This window comes from Enterobacter cloacae complex sp. P43RS (assembly GCF_014930585.1).
Lineage (GTDB): Bacteria > Pseudomonadota > Gammaproteobacteria > Enterobacterales > Enterobacteriaceae > Enterobacter > Enterobacter bugandensis.
In genome coordinates this window covers 135,584-155,084 of sequence record NZ_JADBRJ010000005.1, presented here as the reverse complement: position 1 = coordinate 155,084, position 19,501 = coordinate 135,584, and the positions used below count along the sequence as shown (strand labels likewise).

Here is a 19,501-nt window from a genome sequence, read left to right as displayed (position 1 = left end):
TTAATAAATAAACCACAGACAGCTGTTTTCACTTTTCGAAGAACACCAAAAGGAATTCTTCAAAAATAAAAAACGTTAATAACGCGCTGCTAATTTCAATTCCTGATATTTTTTCCAGACTTTGTGGGCATACATCATACGCTGCGGATAGTTCTCTCTTTTTAATCCGGCGTTATAAGCCCCTACTGCTTCCCAGTTATAACCGTAGACCTTAATCATGTTTGAGAGAATCGACGCTCCCACCATAATTGAGGTACAGGGTTCGGCCATCAACCGATACTCATCAATGCCTTTTCTCTCAAGCTCCGTAAAGTGCGAGCTGTTTATTTGCATTAATCCGACATCGCGTGTGCCATCATGATTTTGCCCTACCGCATACGGGTTCATCCCCGATTCAACGTTAGCGATGGCGTACAGCAAATAAGGATCGACATGATAATAGTGCGCGGCGTTATTCCAACAGTTTGCCAGTGCGCCGTGGCTTATTATCAATAATAACAAGATGAACTTTTTCATTTTTACCTGCTGACATTTTCGGTTATTTCTCCTGGCCAACATCCTGTAAAATGAAGTTTGAATTGCTCCCCCCAATAAGGGGGGAGCATTTATTGGGCTAGATTATTTGCAGTCTGTTGCTGCGCCTTCTTTTACCCATACATCGCTGTTAGCCGGGTTATCACCACGGGTCCACCATTTGGCACGGTAAACGCTGCCCTGGTAAGTGGTGGTATCACCGCCGTTATAGACCAGGTCAGAACGCCAGTTCATTTTCACGTTGCTCACCAGTTCCCATGCATCCACACCGAAGCCAGGCTGGTTGCCCTGCGTCCAGTACTTCGCTTTCCACACCAGATGATCGAAGCTTACGGTATCGCCATTGTTGTAGATTTTGCTGGCATCCCACGCGGCATATTTGCTGGCGTTAGCATCGACAGGCGCGTCGCAGCTACCGGTTGCAGAACCTTCGTCAGATGGCGGAGTCACATCATCAGCCGGAGGGGTCACATCGTCAGCTGGTGGGGTCACATCGTCAGCCGGAGGGGTCACCTCATCAGCCGGTGGCGTTACGTCAGCCGGTTTTGGATTCACAGTCACCTGCACGTTAGACTGCACGCTGGTTTTACCATCCGTCACAACAACGCTCAGCGTGTAAGAAGAGGTATTGTTCACCTCTGGCGCAGTGATGCGAACGTTAGCAGTATCGGTACCCGTTGCGTTCATATCAGCCGGTACGCTCCAGCTGTAGGTCAGCGCATCGCCATCAGGATCGGAGGCTTGTGCATGCAGAGAAATCGCTTCACCGGATTCAACGGTAACGGATTCCATGGCATTGATCACCGGAGCCTGGTTGGCCTTAGGCGCTTTGTTCACTACCTGTACGTCGATAGCGTTGCTCAACCCTTTCGCGTCGGTCACGGTCAGGCGGAACACCAGGTTCTGATCGCTGGTCACGGCCGGTACGCTGAAGCTGGCTTTCGCTTTGGTGCTGTTCGCGAGGGTCACGGTGGCGCCGGAAACCTGCGTCCATTTATAGGTCAGCGCATCGCCGTCCTGGTCGCTGGAGGCTGAGCCGTCGAGCGTGACAGTCGCCGGGCCCGTTACCGTCATGTCGGTTGCAGAAGCGACCGGCGCATGGTTGGTTACAACCGGCTCAACAGGCGTAGAGCTGCCGCCCAGCAGGCTTTCGTTCATGGCATTCAGGATATCGCCGTTATCGGATTCGATAGACCATGCGAACAAACCACCCAGGTTTTTGCTCAGCACGTATTTGCCTTTCGCATTGACGGAACGGGCATTATCGTATGTCACCAGCTCACCGGTGGATTTGTTGAACACGTACGGCGCTTCTGCTGCTTCGTCGTATTTGTATTCCCAGCCTGGTTTGCCCAGCATCTGGTTTACAATCTGACGGTAGTCAACAATACCGTTTTCCCATGTCCCTTTGATTGGACCCGTCGCGGTACCGGTGAATGGATTGTCACCCGTGTAACCGTGAACGCCGGTCCAGCCGCGGCCATACATGCCCGCACCGACGACGATCTTGCCAGGCTGAACGCCCTGCGCCAGCATCTCTTTCACTGCGTTATCGGTGGTGTAGTTGGTATCTGGTTTCCAGGACGCACCGTACAGCGCGGTCTGGTGACCCAAATCGGTATTACTCCACGCACCGTAGAAGTCGTAGCTCATCAGGAAGATATGATCGATGTACTGCTGCGCGGTGTTGTAGTCCACGTCTTCGATCTTATCTTTACCTGCACCGATTGCCGTGGTCAGCTCGTAGGTACGACCAGTTTCCGCAGACAGCTCGTTCAGCATCTGACGCAGGTCATGCATCAGCGCGGTGTAAGTCGCTTTGTCGGTCTGCGGGTTACCCAGCTTGGCGTTCTCACCGCCGCCGCCCGGGAATTCCCAGTCGATATCCACACCGTCGAATACTTTCCAGGTGGTCAGGAAGTCTTTAACGGACGCAACGAAGCGGTCACGGAGCACTTTGTTATCCATCTGATAGAACGGGTCAGACAGAGTCCAGCCGCCTACGGATGGCAGGATTTTCAGATCAGGATGGGCTTTTTTCATCGCCATCAGCTGGCCGTAGTTGCCTTTGTACGGGTCGTCCCAGTTGCTTACGCCCTGCTGAGGTTTTTGCAGCGCAGCCCACGGGTCGTGGATCGCCACGGTGTAGTCCTGGCGGCCCTGACAGGCGCGTTTCAGAGACTCCAGCGCGCCGGAGGATTTGGCGCTGTCGTTAATGCCGTCGCCGCCACAGATTGGAATGAAGCCGTACAGCAGGTGGTTAATGTTCGCGACAGGAATTTTGTCTGCCGAGAAGTTACGGTCGTACACGCCCCACTCAGGGAAGTAAGCGCCAACCACTTTATCGGTGTGCTGCGCGAACGCTTTGTTGTTTTCCAGCAGCGGGGTGTTCAGAGGAAGCAGGTGGCTACCGTCGGTGTCCGCCACGATGATCAGCTTGCTGGCGCTTTTGGTGCAGCCGCTGTCATTACACAGCTCAACCTGCTCCTGATAGCGTCCGCCTTTCTTCACTTTAAAGGTCGCAGAGCCTGCGGCACTACCCGCACCGGTCCAGACGGTCTTGCCGTCCAGCAAAACTTTTGCAGACGTTGGGGCATCGCCGCTCCAGACGTTCCACTCCACCTTCACGTCAACGCCATCTTTATGCACTTTGATGAGGTTGTTGTAGTCCTGTGCCGCCTGATCCACCTCTACCAGCGCAAACTTATCATTGCCTGATGTAATTGACGGTGTACCCGGCGCCGCTGCAAATACTGAGCTTGTTGCGGCTGCAACAAAAAGCGCCAGATATTTAGGCTTCATAAATTTCATTTTTTATTTCCTGATAAATTTATTCGTAACGTAATAATCCATGTCTTCCTTGAGAGCATGGAGTCTATTTGCGTAATGCGTATTTAACCAACCTGAAAACCGTGACAAAAAACGTCTTGCTGCGTTGTATTCCTCCATAAAAAGATACAAGCCCAAATCCCGTGTAGCTTATATCTTTTACGATACACTGAGCGCAAAGGGCGCGTTTTGCCCCTGTGGTATTTTCTCTGCGGCCAGCAGGTTATTGACGTTAAAGCAGTCCTGCGCGTCTTCCACCTGGCTGACCACAGTGTAATCTTCGCCCCGCGTCTCCAGCGGCTGGTGCCAGTCGCCGTCCAGGTTCAGAGCCTTGTTTTCACCGGTGGCGTCGGTCTGCAGGCGATCTTTCACCACCTTCTCCTGCGCCTGCATCGCCCAGCGCAACTGCTGCTGGCTGACCTGATAATGGGTTTTCTGCAGATTGCGACAGAACTGCTGGCTAATTTTGGCGGCCAGCGCCGACATCATGACCAGCAGGATCAGCACCACCAGCAGCGCTACCCCTTTCTGTTTACGTAATGCACTCATGATTTTGCTTCCGGTGCCGGCAACGGCGCAGGCGCGGTCTCTGGCGCAGCGGCGGGCGCTGGCGCCGCCGCTTCAGGCATATCGCCCGGGGTCGTGAAGACCCAGCGCCAGGTATCGCCGTTTTCCATGGTCAGCGTCAGCTCCACGCCGTCCGGCAGATGCGCCGGGTCGCTCCAGCTTTTCTGCCAGCCCTGACGATAAAAACGCCACTGCAGGGATTTCACCTCGCTGACAATCGGCACTTCATCGGGCTTCGCGTCCACCGGGCCATCAATCACCGGCCAGACGTCGCGATACAGACGCCCCTCTTCCAGGCGCCAGCGCACACGCTCCAGCTGGATCGTTCCGCTCACGCCATTCAGCGTGGTCAGCTCAAGCGCATCATCCACCTGACGAAACAGATCCGGCTCGTTACGCGGGGCGCGCGCCTGCAGCTGGTAGAAATCGCGCTCCATCAGATTCCAGGCCCGCTGCAGCTGATTGAGCTTCGCGGCACTGGCGTCGGTTGCCGAACTGGTGCGCATTGCGCCGTCCAGAATTTGCCAGGCCAGGGTGCTGATCACCGCGAAAATGGTCAGGGCAATCATGATCTCCAGCAGGGTAAACCCGCGCTGGCGTCGCGTTTTTTTCACTTGCTCTCTCCCGGCGGAACGATCTGCAAAGCGATAACCGGCTGGCTGTCGTCCCCTTCCGCGTAGACGCGAATGGCGTTCGCCCAGCCGTTGTCGGCGGTTTTCACCCGCTGCTTGCGCCAGTTCCAGCTGCGCCCGCCCATGATTTCCGTCCCCTGCGCCTCGGCGTCCGGGAAGTCGGTTTTCGTGAGCTGCGCTTCCGCCAGCTGATTTTCCGCCACCCAGCTGGCCTGCAACGTGTCGGCCAGGCCGTGAGTGAAACGCACGTTCAGGGAGACCGAATTCATCAGTGCCAGCGCGGCGGTGGAGAAGATCACCAGCGCGACCATCACCTCCAGCAGCGTCATCCCCTTTTGCTTTTTGCCGTTAGCCATCGTTCTCTACCGATACAGGCGCAGCGCCTTGCGACACAACGCGGAAATGGTGCTGTTTGTCATAGCTTTGCAGCGTCAGCGTGAAGCGGCTGATTTCGCCGTCCGGTAAAAAGAGCACCTGCGGATCGGCGCTTACCGTGGCGGCAAGGCGCTGGGGCGAGAGCGAAACGTGCATCTCTTCCGGGAAATCGCCTTTGGTGGTAATACGCCCGGCGGATAACGGCACCCAGTGACGTTCGCCGTTTTTATCCTCGAGCGTCACCAGCTGATAATTATCCGTCGTGATGACCAGCCCGACGATATTTCCGTCCATCACCGCACGGTCTGAACCATAATCAACGAGGGCTTTTAATTGCTGGCCAAATATATCCGCACCGCTGCGTGAAGGTATTGTTGACACCACCATCATGGCGCAGCTGGCAAATATCACCAGCGCCAGAATAATTTCCAGCAACGTAAAGCCGCGTTGTTTATTCATTATTTCTCTTTCTTATCCAGAGACCAGTTCGTAATATCATCGGCGGTATTGGCTTCACCGTCCGGACCGGCGGAGAAGACGTCGACCGCGCCGTGTTCGCCCGGGCTAACCAGAATATAATCTCCGCCCCACGGGTCCTGCGGCAGGCGACGGATATAGCCATCAGCACGGTAGCCGTTCGGGATTGGCGCGATTTCAGGCTTGGTGACCAGCGCCTGTAAACCTTGCTCGGTTGTCGGGTAGCGGTGGTTATCCAGCTTATACATATCCAGCGAACCTTCGAGCGCGACAATATCGCTGGTTGCTTTTTGCGTATCTGCTTTTTCTTTATTGCCCATTAAGTTTGGCACCACCATGCTCGCCAGTACGCCGAGAATAACAATGACCACCATTAATTCGAGCAAGGTGAAACCCGCCTGGCGCGCCAGGTTTTTACGTTTTAAAGCCATGATTTAACCTACCATATTATTAAGTTGCAGAAGCGGTTGTAATATTGACAACACGATGAATAAAACAATCGTCGCCATGGATACCACCAGCGCCGGTTCAAATACCGACAGCGTTAATGTAATTCGATGCTGCAATGCCGATTCCTGGTTTTCCGCCGCGCGGTCCATTAAATTGCCTAATTCCCCGCTCTCTTCGCCGGAGGCAATCATATACAGCATGGTTGGCGGGAATAATTTCGCCTGCTCCAGCGCGGCATAGAGCGATGCCCCCTGGCGCACGGTATCAGCGGCCTGCTCCAGTACCTGCCGGGCATAGAGGTTTTCGATACCGTCCATCGCGATATACATCCCCTCCAGCAGCGGCACGCTGCTGGCCTGAAGAATGCTCAGGGTACGGATGTAGCGGGCGCTGTTGATGGCGCACACCAGCTTTTTGATCGGCGATCCGTTCACCAGCCAGCTGTGCCAGCGAAAACGGTTTTTGGCGTTTCTCAGCCAGGTCTTAAAGCCGACAAACCCGCCGCCGAGGATCCCCACGATGTAGATCCCGTACGCCTGCAGAAAATCACTCACCGCAATCAGCGTGCGGGTAGTGATCGGCAGCTGCTGCTTCATGTGGGTGAACTGCTCGATCACCTGCGGCACCACCGCCACCAGCAGAATGCTGATGACCGCGATGGCGACCACGGTCAGGGTAATCGGGTAGACCATCGCCTGCGTCAGCTTGCTTTTCATCTTCTGGCGCTGCTCGTTGTACTCCGCCAGCTTCTCCAGCACGTCGCCCAGGTGGCCGGTTTTTTCGCCGGCCATCACCAGGGTGCAGTAGAGCTTGTCGAAGGTGCGCGGGAACTGGCTAAACGCGTCGAACAGCGTGTGGCCTTCCACTACTTTCTCGCGGATCTCCACCACCATCGCCGCCAGCTTTTTGTCCTCCGTCTGCTTCGAGATAGCCTTTAGGGCGCTTTCCAGCGGCAGCGCGGCGTTGACCAGCGTCGAAAGCTGGCGGGTAAACATCGACAGCACAGGCGTGGAGAGCTTTGCGCCGGTTTTCGCTTTACCGGACGCCGCCGCCTCGCGGGTTTCGTTGATGCTGACGGGCATCAGCTTTTGCTCGCGAAGCCACTGGCGAACCTGCTTTTGCCCCTCGGCCTGCAGCGTGCCGCGCTGGGTTTTCCCCGCGCCGTCCGTTGCGGTCCAGGCGTAGAAGGCCATTACGCATCCCCCCCACGCTCGGCGGTGACGCGCATCACCTCTTCCAGCGAGGTCACGCCGCTAATCACCTTCAGCAGCCCGTTTTCACGCAGGCTGTAAGCCTGCTTAAAGAGCTGCGTCTCGATGGACATTTCGTCCTTATCTTCATGAATGGCGCGGCGCATGGTGCTGTCCACCACCAGGAACTCATGAATACCGGCCCGGCCCTGATAGCCGCTCTGGCGGCAGTGTTCACAGCCCACCGCGCGGTAGATTGCTTTTGGCGGCGCGTCCATGAAGCTGAACAGCGCTTTTTCATTGGCATCCAGCGGACTGGTGGTCCGGCAGTGCGTACACAGCCGACGCACCAGACGCTGGGCAATGACACCGAGCAACGATGAACCGATTAAAAAGGATTCCAGCCCCATATCCCGCAGGCGGGTTATCGCCCCTGCGGCGCTGTTGGTGTGCAGCGTAGACATGACCAGGTGACCGGTAAGCGACGCCTGCACCGCAATTTGCGCGGTCTCACCGTCACGAATTTCCCCGATCATCACCACGTCCGGGTCCTGACGCAGAATGGCGCGCAGCCCGCGGGCAAAGGTCATGTCCACGCGCGGGTTAACCTGCGTCTGCCCCACCCCTTCCAGCTCGTATTCAATCGGGTCTTCTACGGTCAGAATGTTGCGTTCGTGACCGTTCAGCGCCGAAAGAATGGCGTACAGGGTGGTACTTTTACCGGAGCCTGTCGGCCCGGTGACCAGGATAATGCCGTGCGGGCGGTCAATCAGCCCTTTCAGCTTCTCCAGCTCTTCATCAATCAGGCCCAGCTTGTTGATGTCGGGCTTGAGATTGCTTTTATCGAGCAGACGCATCACCACGCGCTCGCCGTACTGGGACGGAATGGTCGAGACGCGCACGTCGATCGCCTTGCGGCCAATGCGCAGGGAGATACGGCCATCCTGCGGCAGGCGCTTCTCGGCGATGTCGAGTTTTGACATGACCTTGATGCGCGATACCAGCAGCGGCGCGAGCTTGCGCGCCGGCTGCAGCACCGGGCGCAGCACGCCGTCAACGCGGAAGCGAATGCTCAGCGTGCGCTCAAAGGTTTCGATATGAATATCCGACGCGCCGTCCTTCACCGCCTCGCCGAGAATGGCGTTGATCAGGCGGATCACCGGCGAGTTTTCGTCGTTATCGAGCAGATCTTCGTTATCCGGGATCTCCTCGGTTAACGCCATCAGGTCGATATCGGCGTCCATATCGTCCACCAGCTGCTGTGAGACGCCGCTGCTCTGCTGCCAGATTTTGGCCAGCATCTCGTCAAACGCTTCCGGCGTGAGGGTGACCGGGACGAACGCGCGTCCCAGCACCCGGCGCACTTCCAGCAGTGCAAATGCCGGGGTGTCATCACGGATATAGACGTCATTGTTATAAAATAAAACGCCGTTATCTTTTGCGTAGCTGCTGCTACACAGTGTTTTACTCAGTTCGTCCACGTTGCCCCTCCGCCTTACTCTTTAAACGGATTGCGTGTCGCGCTGGTTTTCACCGGTGCGGCATGGGTGGCCGTCTTAGTGTCGGCAGACGGAAACGCGGGCAGAATGGCGTTATCCGCTGGCTCAATAATGCCGAGCTTTTTCTCCTCCACGCGCTGCATCTGGCGAACGCGGATCTGGTCATATTTCTCTTTCGACGCGGCGCTGTAGTTGTCGTCGTCACGCAGGACGGTGGTATGGATAAACACCATCAGGTTGCGTTTCGACGTGTCCTGCGAGGTGTAGCGGAACAGCTGGCCCACCAGCGGGATATCGCCGAGCAGCGGCACTTTGGAAACCGACTGCTTGGTGACGTTTTCCATCAGGCCGCCGAGCACCACCGTCTGGCCACTGTGGACCATCACTTCGTTATTAATGGTGCGAGTGTTGAAGGTTGGGCCGAGGCTGGCGTCTTCCGTCGCGCTGTTGTCAACGCTGGAGACTTCCTGCTCAATCTTCAGGTGGATCATGTCGCCGTCGTTAATCTGCGGCACAATTTTCAGCTTGGTACCGACGGTCTTACGCTCAACGGAGTTAAAGACGTTGTCGCCGCTGGTGGTCTGCGAACCGGCAAGGACCGGCACGTCCTGGCCCACGTTAAACGACGCTTCTTTGTTATCCAGCGTGACCACGCTCGGCGTGGAGAGAATGTCGTTTTTACCGTCGGTGGAGAGCGCGGTCATCAGGGCACCGAAGTCGCCGTTGAAGAAACCGGTCGCCAGGCCGGTGAAGCTTGCCCCCTTCATGGTGCCGTTTTTAATCTGGCTGATAGGCAGGCCGGTTGAGCCGAACTGCACGCCGCCGTGTTTGCTGGTCCACTGCACGCCAAGATCCAGGCCGTTACCGTCCTGCACTTCAGCAATGATCGCTTCCACCAGCACCTGCGGACGGCGAATGTCGAGCTTGTCGATCACCTTCTCCAGGGAGTTCATCACGTTAGGCTGCGCGGTGATCACCAGCGAGTTCGTTGACTCATCGGCGCTAATATTCAGATCGCTGGCCGCCGTGGCGGTTTTCGACTTCGGCGCACCCGCCTTGTCTTTCAGCTGCTCGCCAATACCGGTCAGCACCGGAACCACTTTGGTGGCGCTGGCGTATTTGAGGTAGAAGACGCGGGTATTCCCCTCGTTGTTCTGCTCGCGATCCAGCTGATGGATCAGGGAACGGGTGCGCATGCGCGCATCTTCCGAACCGCTGATCACCAGGCTGTTGGTCTCGTCATCCGCTACCACCTTGGTGGCGAGCTGCGGCGCGTTCTGCCCCTTCTGCTCTTCGTTGTTGAGGTTGTTCAACATGTCGGAGAGCTCTTTGGCGGACGCAAAGCGCAGCGGCACGATTTCGCGACGCTGAATGCCGTCTCTGTCGACGCGCTGCACCAGATCCACCAGGCGGTTCACCACCGAGGCTTTCCCGGTTAACAGCAGGACGTTCGACGGCTCAAAATGCACCACGTTACCGATACCGGTGGCATCGTTCAGCTGGCGCAGCAGCGGCGCCAGCTCGCGCACCGGCACGTTTTCCATGCGCACGACGCGGGTGATGATCTCATCGCCTTTGCCCGGATTTTTGCTGTCGGCCAGCGGGGCCCCGGCGGTGCGGGCTACGCTTGAGCGCACCACTTTCACCATGCCGTTGTCCATCGGGATGACAGACAGACCGTACAGGTCCAGCACGCTCAGGAAGAACTGGTAATACTCATCTTCCGTCAGCACGTTATAGGTTCTGACCGACACCGTGCCCTGAACGGACGGGTCGACGAGAATGGTTTTGTTAAGATTGCGGCCTACCGTATCGATAAACTCGCGGATATCGGTATTTTTAAAGCTCGCGCTAAAGTTAGCTGCAAGCAGCGAACTGGAATATAACGACAATGCGGTCAGCGCCACGCACGCCCAAGGAAATTTCTTCATGTCTGTACACTTGTTAATTGTTTAGAACATTAACCCGAATATTTTCAAGGTGAGCGTGACGTCTGACGACGACCTCCGCTTCTTTCATTTTCGACCAGTTGGCAATAATACTTTTTGCCTTTGCTTCATCGGTCATATCGACAGAGTTGACTTTCACAGCCACGTCGCCCTTTTCCAGCCCGGAATGGCTGAAGAACGCTGAGGCATTCCTTGGATTGATGTTGTAGCCTTCCAGTTGGCCTTTTTCGATTACCGGTTTTAACACCAGATAATCATCCAGATGCACGCTTTCCGCGCCTGCATCTTTCGTCGATTTGGTTACCGGGCCGCTATCAACGCCGCCCTTAAAATAGTCAGGCTTATTTAACGCCAGTACCTGCGTAGCACCTTCATAATTAACCACCACATTGTCTTTGTTAATTTCCTGAATAAAGGCATCGTTAAAACCGGTCAGCGGCTCGCCTTCGCGATAGCTGCGCTGGCCTGCCGGGGTTTTAATCACCGCAAAGGAGAGCCAGGCATCGTCACTGCTGACAATTCCTTCAATTTCCGCTGCCAGCGGGGCTTTCGCGGCAACCGGTAAGTTATCCTGACGCACCGCAGCCGTGAACAGAGTAAATGTCTTTTCTTCACGACGATTTTTCAGCGGCTGTTCATCAGATTTAGCCAACTTATTCGTAACTTTTTTATAATCTTTAAACGTCAGATAGCCTTGCTGGCCGCAAAAAATTAACAGCACAAACATAATACAAGGCGTTATCCACCGTGACAGAAATGAGAACCTCATTTTTCATCTGGCCTTTAGCAAAGCGGAAATAAGCAGCGTCGGGCTGCGCCAATATGTGTGAAAAATAGTAATTAACTGCCGTAAATACGACCATCGACTTCGCCATTAACTTTAATAAAAAAAACTATTGACCAAATAAAATCGGGATGTTAGGTCATTGCAACTGGATATTTTTACCCTGTGCGCAAATTGACCACCCTGTGGCGTTGCTTTACTTTCTCGTCCTGTTGCTATTCCTAATCAGAGACGGTAAGTCGTTATGTATCAGAGCCACTTTAAATTTAAACAACCGCCATTCAGAACAATCACGGGTTTCTCCGGCGATTTTCTGGTGCCTTATCATCAGGACGTATTCAACCTGCTGAAAGAGAAAAGCCAGGTGGCGGGAATTATCGGGCTCTTTTGCAACGACGCACCGCTGCTGGGCCACTTCAGCGATGCGCTGAAGGCCAGCCTTCCTGGCGCCATTGCCATCAACGCGTTTCCTAAGCTGAGTGCCAGTAGCCTGCTGTACAAGCTCAACCCGGGAACGAAAGAGAGCAAGAGCCGCATTCAGGCGGTGGATGCCGTGCTGCATCAGTGGCAGGGCGGAAAAAACCGCAGCAAAACCCTGGTCATCCGTCACGCGGAAGCGATGAAGGAGACCTGCCGTGAGGTGCTGGGGATGTTGCTTACGCGTGCTCAGGAGCTGGAGTTCCGTCTGTCCATCGTGCTGATGGGCAGCGCGGATCAGGAAGCCGCCCTCTTACACCCATCTGAACTTCGCGAATATGCCCATACCCGTCATACATTGCGTCCCCTGACCTGCCGGGAATTTCTCAGCTATGTGCAGGCGCAGTGTGAAGAACACGGGTGCGAGAATTCGCCGCTAACCCCGGCGCGCGTGCGCAAGATGCACGCGCTGACCAAAGGCAACATCAGCAAACTGAATGAACTGGCGCACCTGTCAATGCTCGCGGCCTGGACCGAACGTGCAGCGCAGGTCAGCCCGCGTCATTTACGCCTGGCGGCAGGCGAGATCCTCCCGGCGAAAAAACACGGTAAGCGCCTGGCGACCGTGGGATTGTTCGCCTCGGTTCTGTTCGCCGCCTGCGGATGGTATTTAACCGCCTCAATCAATGCAAAACTGCCGATTCAGCTTCCCGTACCGGCGAGCTGGAAACAGCAGAAGCCAAAAGCCGACGCGCCTGTCGTGCCGGTTATCGACAATGAAGTGGTTAATCAGCCGGATGCGATGCACCAGCTGTACCTGATGTGGGGGTATGACGCCTCCGCGGATGATGCGCTGTGTCAGAACGCCGGGAAGGTCAATCTGATGTGTAAACAGGGCAACGCGTCACCGGATGCGCTGGCACAGGAGGGTTATCCGTGGGTCAGTGAACTCAAAACCGGTAACCATCTTAACTACGCTGTTGTCGCCCGCGTAGGCGATGACTCGATGGATCTGCTGATGAATAACCGCACCTGGCAGGTGAGCCGCAGCTGGTTTAACCAGCATGCCACCGGTAACTTTACCCAGCTGCATCGCCTGACGCCGGAAGGCAAAGATGCCATCAGCGCCGCCAGCGATGCGAAAGACATGGGCTGGCTGGATCAGGCGCTGAGTCTGGCTCTTGGCCAGCCTGAAACCCATGCTCAGACCTGGACGGCTGAGATGATGAAACGCACCCGTGAGTTCCAGCAAAAAATGCATCTGCATGTGGATGGTATTCCAGGGGAAGATACGCTGATGCAGTTAATGCGTGAAACCCATACCACGCCGAGCGTGTTGATTCAGGCCACGCATGCCACACCGGACGCCAACACGCAGGAGAAGCATTCCTAATGTCTACCATCTGTCTTGCGGCTCAGCGCAGCTACACCACCGGAGAGGCGGTCTGGTTTTCGTACCGCCTCCCCAGCCTGAGAAAAATTTGCGGTCATACCTTTTTATGGGTAATGGGTTTGTGCGCCCTGGTCATGGCAGGGCTGTATGCGCATATTTACTGGAATTTGCGCCACCCGGCCCCTGAACCGGTAAAAGCGAGCGTCGCTAAACCGGAAACGCAGCTTTCCGATATGCATTATGTGTACGTGAGTAAACCGTTCCCGCATCCGCATCCTAAACCGGCGCCGGTACGGGAAGAGATGCCGCCCATGCAGGATCTGCCGATAAGCACCGATGATGCTGACTGGCAACAGGCCCCTGACAGCACCGTGCCGCAGGATGCCGGGCACGATACCTCGCGTGATACCCTGCCGGGAACCGAGGCGCACGAAAACGCCACCGCGTCGTCGGGAAGTGAAGATGCTTCGTTAGCCGAATTGTTTAAGCAGGCGTTAAAAGAACAAGAGCAGGATTATTCTCAAGGCAAAATTCCCGCGCCGCCGGTTGACGAAACGCAGGATCAATCGCAAAGCAGTTTGTTGCATAACGATAACGTCCAGTCTCCTTTGAGTAAAAAAGGAGACCGGCTGGAGTAGTTAATATTTTTCAGGCAGCGTGGTGAGGTTAAGCAGACGACCTTTCTCCACCACAATATATTGACCTTTTTTCAGGTCGGAGAGGATTTTAATAATGGTACTGCGGGCCAGGTTGGTATATTCCTGAATATAGTCATAAATATTAATATCGCGCTGTTGGTGAACAATCAGCTCATTAATTTCGTAGAGGAATTCGCGGACCACAGAATAGGCGCTACGGGCGACCAGAACATCATCGCGTTTGCTCAGCAGGCAGATGTACCAGGAGAGCACTTTGGTCAATTCAGGCCAAAGGTTTTTCTCGGTCATAAGCTGCGCGAAGGCCTCTTTTTTGATGCTGCGTACCACGGTGTTTGCGCGGACCAGGCCGTACATATGGGCTGACTGATAGAAAATAGCGGACAGGCCAAACACGCACTGTCCGGTGACGGTAAACATGCAGAGTTCGTCTGATTCACGACGGAATTCGACTTCGCCGCTGACGATAATATGAATATACTGAGAGTCAGCCGTGGAAATTTTCTGCCATTTCTTTAAGGTTTTCTCTTCAAAACCTTCCGTGGCAGAAATAATGGCTTCCATTTCAGGTTGTGGACGTAATTTTTTACCGTAAATGCTTAACATTGTTATACCCATTTAAGATTAGATTTATTAGACATAGCATGGCCGCGGTATTAAAACCGAAAACCAACAATCTTTTCCTGATGAAAGGCTCAAGGAGAAAATAAGAACGCCTGCCGCCAGCAATATTTTTTTGATTTACTTAGCAAGCTATGTGTCTATCTTAAATCCGGATAATTTTAAGTCAATTTACTAAAAATGAATTGAGTTTGTACTTAAGATTAATCTCAAGCACAAATAAGGGGAAAACGCGCATTCGGGCGCAAACCGAAGGTTTACCCCTGCCCGTATTTCTCTAAAAGGGCTTCTGCAATGGCCATCGTTTCCACATCCGCGACGCCGTTCCATACCTGCGGGCGATAGTGCATCTGGAAGGCGGTGATAACGCGTTGCTGCTGCTGATCCGTGGCGTTGTCCGGCACCTCATAGCCATAGCGCATCAGCAGATCGAGCAGGGCTGCACGATCTACCTCCTGATAGCGCGGACGACCATTGATATAGAAGTTCACGCGCCCGGCATCGGGCCAGGCCCCAATCCCCTGCTTCGCCAGCGCCTGCCAGGGAAACAGCGGGCCGGGATCGTCCTTACGCTGGGGCGCGATATCAGCATGCGCCACCACGTTCTGCGGTTTGATGTCGTACCGGGCGATAATGTCTTTCGCGAGCGGGATAAGCGCCGCGATTTGCTCGGGCTCAAACGGGGCGAAAACTTTCACACCGTCGCGCTTCTGCCAGCCGCGGTTCTCCAGTTCAATGCCGACAGACGTGTCGTTGATCCGGTTGGTGCCGCGCCAGAAGCTGATGCCCGCATGCCAGGCCAGCTCGCTCTCCGGCACCAGCTGCCAGATGCGCGGTTTGCCGTCGGGTGCGGGCGGCTTCGCAGGGATGAGATAGTGGGAGCTGACGTTTTTGTCCGTCAGCGTGGCCAGCGAGGTGTCGAAGTCGTCGGCGGTGTAGTGGATCACCAGCACCTTTATGCGCGGGTAGGCCGCCTGCGCCTGATGGTGGGTATCCAGCTCGTAGGCACCTTTATCAACAATGCCTTTTTCCTGGGCGCATCCTGCCAGCAACATCGCCAGCAGGAGCGTTGAAAGCGAGCGCTTCATCGACGGGTTTTCACCGCCGTGCCGCTTACGCTCACCATCAGCATGCTCGAATCTTTGCCGACGGTTTCATAATCAATATCGATTCCTACAACGGCATCTGCGCCCAGCGCTTTGGCCTGCTCACCCAGCTCCTTAAACGCAATTTCGCGCGCTTTACGCAGCTCTTTTTCGTACGCGCCGGAGCGTCCACCGACGATGTCACGAATCCCGGCAAAGAAATCCCGGAAAATGTTCGCGCCCAGAATCGCTTCGCCGGTGACCACGCCGCAATACTCGGTAATGGTCTGTCCTTCCAGGGTTGGCGTTGTTGAAAACTGCATACTTTCTCTCCTTCTTTAGCGTTCAATGCGTTAGCAACAGCATTATCGGTTCGTTACGCTATGATTGAAAGGATAGTTAATAAATAAGGAAATCAACATGCGCTACTCTGCTTTAACACTTTTAGTGCCCTGCGCGCTGGTGCTCAGCGCCTGTACTACCACGGTCACGCCAGCCTTTAAGGATATCGGTACCCGCAGCGGCCCCTGCATAGACGGCGGCCCGGATACCGTGGCGCAACAGTTCTATGATTACCGCATTCAGCATCGCGGAAATGATCTCACCGCCCTGCGCCCGTACCTGAGCGATAATCTTGCAAAACTGCTCAACGATGCGACTCGCGATCCGCAGCATAACGCCCTGCTGAAATCCGATCCGTTCTCCAGCCGCAGCACGCTGCCGGACAGCGCCGAGGTGGCCAGCGCGTCAACCATCCCGAACACCGATGCGCGGAACATTCCGCTGCGCGTGAAGCTGACCCAGGGAACCCAAACCTGGCAGGACGAAGTGCTGATGATCCGTGAAGGCCAGTGCTGGGCGGTGGACGATGTGCGCTATATCGGCGGCAGCGTTCATGCCCCGGCCGGCACGCTGCGCCAGTCGATTGAGAACCGCTAGATCATTAGTGATAAAAATGTTACCCCCGTAAAATGTCCGGCATTTCACGCGGAATGCCGACATTTATACTCGCCGACCTTGCCGTTCGCTATTTTGTGCTATGTTTAAGAGGAAATGCGGGTTATATTTAACTTTTAACGCAGAAATATTGCATAACTATTCTGTCAACGGTACTATCTGCGGCCTCAATTGCTATAGATTGCCTGGATGAGTAAAGACTGCCCCGATGAGTATTAAACTAAACGGCATTAACTGCTTCTACGGCGCACACCAGGCGCTGTTTGACATCACGCTGAACTGCCCGGAAGGCGAAACGCTGGTTTTACTTGGCCCAAGCGGTGCAGGCAAAAGCTCCCTTCTGCGCGTCCTTAATCTGCTTGAAATGCCCCGTTCCGGTACGCTGGCTATCGCCGGTAACCATTTTGATTTCGCGAAAACCCCGTCAGATAAAGCTATACGCGAACTGCGTCAAAACGTCGGCATGGTCTTCCAGCAATACAATCTCTGGCCGCACCTGACGGTGCTGCAAAACCTGATTGAAGCCCCGTGCCGCGTGCTGGGGTTAAGCAAAGATCAGGCCATCGCGCGTGCTGAAAAGCTGCTGGAGCGTCTGCGCCTTAAGCCCTACAGCGACCGCTATCCGCTGCACCTCTCTGGGGGTCAGCAGCAGCGCGTGGCGATTGCCCGCGCGCTGATGATGGAGCCCGCGGTACTGCTGTTTGATGAGCCGACCGCGGCGCTGGACCCGGAAATCACCGCCCAGATCGTCAGCATCATTCGCGAGCTGGCGGAAACCAATATTACGCAGGTCATTGTTACCCACGAAGTGGAAGTGGCGCGTAAAACCGCCAGCCGTGTGGTCTACATGGAAAACGGGTATATCGTTGAGCAAGGTGACGCGAGCTGCTTCGCGAACCCGCAAACCGATGCCTTCAAAAACTATTTATCTCATTGATTGTGTCAGGGGAAATATAATGAAAAAAGTATTACTTGCCGTGCTGCTTGCTGGCGTTACCCTTTCCGCTACCGCAGCCCAGACCATTCGTTTCGCCACGGAAGCCTCCTACCCTCCGTTTGAGTCCATTGATGCGAACAACAAAATTGTTGGCTTCGACGTAGACCTGGCAAACGCCCTGTGTAAAGAGATCGACGCAACCTGTACCTTCAGCAACCAGGCGTTCGACAGCCTGATCCCAAGCCTGAAGTTCCGCCGTATTGACGCCGTCATGGCCGGTATGGACATCACTCCTGAGCGCGAAAAGCAGGTGCTGTTCACCACCCCTTACTACGACAACTCCGCCCTGTTTATTGGTCAGAAAGGTAAATTCACCTCTGTCGATCAGCTGAAAGGCAAGAAAGTCGGCGTGCAGAACGGCACCACGCACCAGAAGTTCATCATGGATAAACATCCAGAAATCACCACCGTTCCGTACGACAGCTACCAGAACGCGAAGCTGGATCTGCAGAATGGCCGTATCGACGGCGTATTTGGTGATACCGCTGTCGTGACCGAGTGGCTGAAAGCCAACGACAAGCTGGCGCCAGTGGGCGACAAAGTGACCGATAAAGATTACTTCGGTACCGGTCTGGGGATTGCCGTTCGTCAGGGCAACACCGAGCTGCAGCAGAAATTCAACGCTGCGCTGGAAAAAGTGAAGAAAGACGGCACCTACGAAACCATCTACAAAAAATGGTTCCAGAAGTAATTCCTGATGAATGAAATTTTTCCTTTAGCAAGCGCCGCCGGGATGACCGTCGGCCTTGCCGTTTGCGCACTGATTATCGGCCTGGTGCTGGCGATGTTCTTTGCGGTGTGGGAATCAGCAAAATGGTTCCCCGTCGCCTGGGCGGGCTCCGCGCTGGTCACCGTACTGCGTGGGCTACCGGAAATTCTGGTGGTCCTGTTCATCTATTTCGGCTCCTCACAGCTGCTGCTCACGCTGTCGGACGGCTTCACGATCAATCTCGGCTTTGCGCAGATACCGGTGCAGATGCAGATTGACAACTTTGACGTCAGCCCGTTCCTCTGCGGCGTGATTGCCCTCTCCCTGCTCTACTCCGCGTACGCGTCGCAAACCCTGCGCGGTGCGCTGAAAGCGGTACCGCAGGGGCAATGGGAATCCGGTCAGGCGCTGGGCATGTCGAAAGCAGCGATCTTCTTCCGTCTGGTGATGCCGCAGATGTGGCGCCACGCCCTGCCGGGCCTGGGCAACCAGTGGCTGGTATTGCTGAAAGATACCGCGCTGGTGAGTCTGATCAGCGTGAACGATTTGATGCTGCAAACCAAAAGCATCGCCACCCGTACTCAGGAGCCATTTACCTGGTACATCGTGGCGGCGGCTATCTACCTGGTAATCACGCTGCTCAGTCAGTACATCCTCAAGCGTATTGACCTGCGTGCGACGCGCTTTGAACGGAGACCAGGCTGATGCTTGAATATTTCCCGGAGCTGATGAAAGGGCTGCACACCAGCCTGACGCTGACCGTGGCGTCCATCATTGTGGCGCTGATCCTGGCGCTCATCTTCACCATCATCCTGACGCTGAAAACGCCGGTGCTGGTGTGGATCGTGCGCGGCTACATCACCCTTTTTACCGGTACGCCGCTGCTGGTGCAGATCTTCCTGATTTACTACGGTCCGGGCCAGTTCCCGTCACTGCAGGCGTATCCGGTTATCTGGCACCTGCTCTCCGAGCCGTGGCTCTGCGCTCTGATTGCCCTTTCGCTGAACAGCGCGGCCTATACCACCCAGCTGTTTTACGGGGCGATCCGTGCCATCCCGGAAGGACAATGGCAGTCCTGCGGGGCGCTGGGCATGAGCAAAAAAGACACGCTGGCGATCCTGCTGCCGTACGCCTTTAAGCGCGCGCTCTCCTCTTACTCCAACGAAGTGGTGCTGGTGTTCAAAAGTACCTCGCTGGCCTACACCATCACCCTGATGGAAGTGATGGGTCACGGGCAGCTGCTGTATGGGCGCACCTATGACGTGATGGTGTTCGGCGCGGCCGGCGTGGTGTATCTGGTGGTGAACGGTCTGCTGACGCTGATGATGCGACTGATTGAGCGTAAAGCGTTAGCGTTTGAGCGCAGAAATTAATCACGCG

The 19,501-nt window shown here is 55.3% G+C and carries 20 protein-coding genes and 1 pseudogene; 7 read left to right on the top strand and 14 right to left on the bottom strand.

Going from position 1 to position 19,501, the window contains the following annotated elements:
* Window positions 1-75 precede the first annotated feature (75 nt).
* The 11 genes and pseudogenes from iagB to gspC form a co-directional block, all read right to left on the bottom strand.
* Window positions 76-516: a type III secretion system invasion protein IagB gene (gene iagB / locus IM294_RS12215; RefSeq protein WP_048959679.1), complete on the bottom strand. Its 441-nt coding sequence runs from the start codon at window positions 514-516 to the stop codon at window positions 76-78.
* A 102-nt stretch (window positions 517-618) separates the two neighbouring features.
* Window positions 619-3,345 (bottom strand): glycosyl hydrolase family 18 protein, encoded by a 2,727-nt coding sequence (locus IM294_RS12210; protein ID WP_047368191.1) that lies wholly within the window; start codon window positions 3,343-3,345, stop codon window positions 619-621.
* Window positions 3,346-3,543: 198 nt separating this feature from the next.
* Window positions 3,544-3,912: pseudogene (locus tag IM294_RS12205) on the bottom strand (type II secretion system minor pseudopilin GspK); the annotation flags it as partial.
* On the bottom strand, window positions 3,909-4,544 hold the full coding sequence (gspJ, locus tag IM294_RS12200; RefSeq protein WP_063154599.1) for a type II secretion system minor pseudopilin GspJ: 636 nt from the start codon (window positions 4,542-4,544) through the stop codon (window positions 3,909-3,911). The pseudogene IM294_RS12205 and the gene gspJ, both read right to left, overlap by 4 nt.
* On the bottom strand, window positions 4,541-4,918 hold the full coding sequence (gene gspI / locus IM294_RS12195) for a type II secretion system minor pseudopilin GspI (RefSeq protein ID WP_028012527.1): 378 nt from the start codon (window positions 4,916-4,918) through the stop codon (window positions 4,541-4,543). The genes gspJ and gspI overlap by 4 nt, the downstream gene beginning before the upstream one ends.
* Window positions 4,911-5,396, bottom strand: a complete 486-nt coding sequence (gene gspH, locus IM294_RS12190; protein WP_028012526.1) for a type II secretion system minor pseudopilin GspH — start codon at window positions 5,394-5,396, stop codon at window positions 4,911-4,913. The genes gspI and gspH overlap by 8 nt, the downstream gene beginning before the upstream one ends.
* The gene (gspG, locus tag IM294_RS12185; protein WP_028012525.1) at window positions 5,396-5,845 is read right to left on the bottom strand and encodes a type II secretion system major pseudopilin GspG; all 450 of its coding nucleotides are present in this window, start codon (window positions 5,843-5,845) and stop codon (window positions 5,396-5,398) included. The genes gspH and gspG overlap by 1 nt, the downstream gene beginning before the upstream one ends.
* A 3-nt stretch (window positions 5,846-5,848) precedes the next feature.
* Window positions 5,849-7,057 (bottom strand): type II secretion system inner membrane protein GspF, encoded by a 1,209-nt coding sequence (gene gspF / locus IM294_RS12180; protein WP_045261802.1) that lies wholly within the window; start codon window positions 7,055-7,057, stop codon window positions 5,849-5,851.
* On the bottom strand, window positions 7,057-8,535 hold the full coding sequence (gene gspE, locus IM294_RS12175) for a type II secretion system ATPase GspE (RefSeq protein ID WP_006809432.1): 1,479 nt from the start codon (window positions 8,533-8,535) through the stop codon (window positions 7,057-7,059). The genes gspF and gspE overlap by 1 nt, the downstream gene beginning before the upstream one ends.
* Window positions 8,536-8,549: 14 nt before the next feature.
* Window positions 8,550-10,484 carry a type II secretion system secretin GspD gene (gene gspD / locus IM294_RS12170; RefSeq protein WP_048959671.1) on the bottom strand — a complete coding sequence of 645 codons (1,935 nt, stop codon included), beginning with the start codon at window positions 10,482-10,484 and terminating at the stop codon, window positions 8,550-8,552.
* A gap of 13 nt (window positions 10,485-10,497) precedes the next feature.
* Entirely contained in the window at window positions 10,498-11,229 is a 732-nt protein-coding gene (gspC, locus tag IM294_RS12165) for a type II secretion system protein GspC (RefSeq protein ID WP_126817708.1), read from the bottom strand.
* Window positions 11,230-11,530: 301 nt separating this feature from the next.
* Between gspC and IM294_RS12160 the strand changes: the two genes are divergently transcribed.
* Together IM294_RS12160 and IM294_RS12155 are read left to right on the top strand one after the other, a co-directional pair.
* Window positions 11,531-13,096, top strand: coding sequence for an ExeA family protein (locus IM294_RS12160; protein ID WP_063154608.1), 1,566 nt, complete (start codon window positions 11,531-11,533; stop codon window positions 13,094-13,096).
* Window positions 13,096-13,734: a hypothetical protein gene (locus IM294_RS12155; RefSeq protein ID WP_126817710.1), complete on the top strand. Its 639-nt coding sequence runs from the start codon at window positions 13,096-13,098 to the stop codon at window positions 13,732-13,734. The genes IM294_RS12160 and IM294_RS12155 overlap by 1 nt, the downstream gene beginning before the upstream one ends.
* Here the strand turns inward: IM294_RS12155 and IM294_RS12150 are convergent, their stop codons facing one another.
* The 3 genes from IM294_RS12150 to IM294_RS12140 form a co-directional block, all read right to left on the bottom strand.
* Complete coding sequence (locus IM294_RS12150) at window positions 13,735-14,358, bottom strand: helix-turn-helix domain-containing protein (protein WP_028012518.1); 624 nt, start codon at window positions 14,356-14,358, stop codon at window positions 13,735-13,737. It abuts the gene before it with no gap.
* A 272-nt stretch (window positions 14,359-14,630) separates the two neighbouring features.
* Complete coding sequence (locus IM294_RS12145) at window positions 14,631-15,461, bottom strand: N-acetylmuramoyl-L-alanine amidase (RefSeq protein ID WP_126817712.1); 831 nt, start codon at window positions 15,459-15,461, stop codon at window positions 14,631-14,633.
* Window positions 15,458-15,781, bottom strand: a complete 324-nt coding sequence (locus IM294_RS12140) for a heavy metal-binding domain-containing protein (protein WP_028012516.1) — start codon at window positions 15,779-15,781, stop codon at window positions 15,458-15,460. Before IM294_RS12140 ends, IM294_RS12145 begins: the two co-directional genes overlap by 4 nt.
* Before the next feature lie 97 nt (window positions 15,782-15,878).
* Between IM294_RS12140 and IM294_RS12135 the strand changes: the two genes are divergently transcribed.
* From IM294_RS12135 to artM, 5 genes are all read left to right on the top strand, one after another.
* The gene (locus IM294_RS12135) at window positions 15,879-16,397 is read left to right on the top strand and encodes a lipoprotein (RefSeq protein ID WP_126817714.1); all 519 of its coding nucleotides are present in this window, start codon (window positions 15,879-15,881) and stop codon (window positions 16,395-16,397) included.
* A 226-nt stretch (window positions 16,398-16,623) separates the two neighbouring features.
* Window positions 16,624-17,352, top strand: a complete 729-nt coding sequence (artP, locus tag IM294_RS12130) for an arginine ABC transporter ATP-binding protein ArtP (protein WP_008500030.1) — start codon at window positions 16,624-16,626, stop codon at window positions 17,350-17,352.
* Between the two features lie 19 nt (window positions 17,353-17,371).
* The gene (artI, locus tag IM294_RS12125) at window positions 17,372-18,103 is read left to right on the top strand and encodes an arginine ABC transporter substrate-binding protein ArtI (RefSeq protein ID WP_008500032.1); all 732 of its coding nucleotides are present in this window, start codon (window positions 17,372-17,374) and stop codon (window positions 18,101-18,103) included.
* 6 nt (window positions 18,104-18,109) lie between these two features.
* Window positions 18,110-18,826, top strand: a complete 717-nt coding sequence (gene artQ / locus IM294_RS12120) for an arginine ABC transporter permease ArtQ (RefSeq protein WP_028012514.1) — start codon at window positions 18,110-18,112, stop codon at window positions 18,824-18,826.
* Window positions 18,826-19,494, top strand: coding sequence for an arginine ABC transporter permease ArtM (gene artM / locus IM294_RS12115; protein WP_028012513.1), 669 nt, complete (start codon window positions 18,826-18,828; stop codon window positions 19,492-19,494). The genes artQ and artM overlap by 1 nt, the downstream gene beginning before the upstream one ends.
* The last annotated feature ends 7 nt before the right edge of the window (window positions 19,495-19,501 follow it).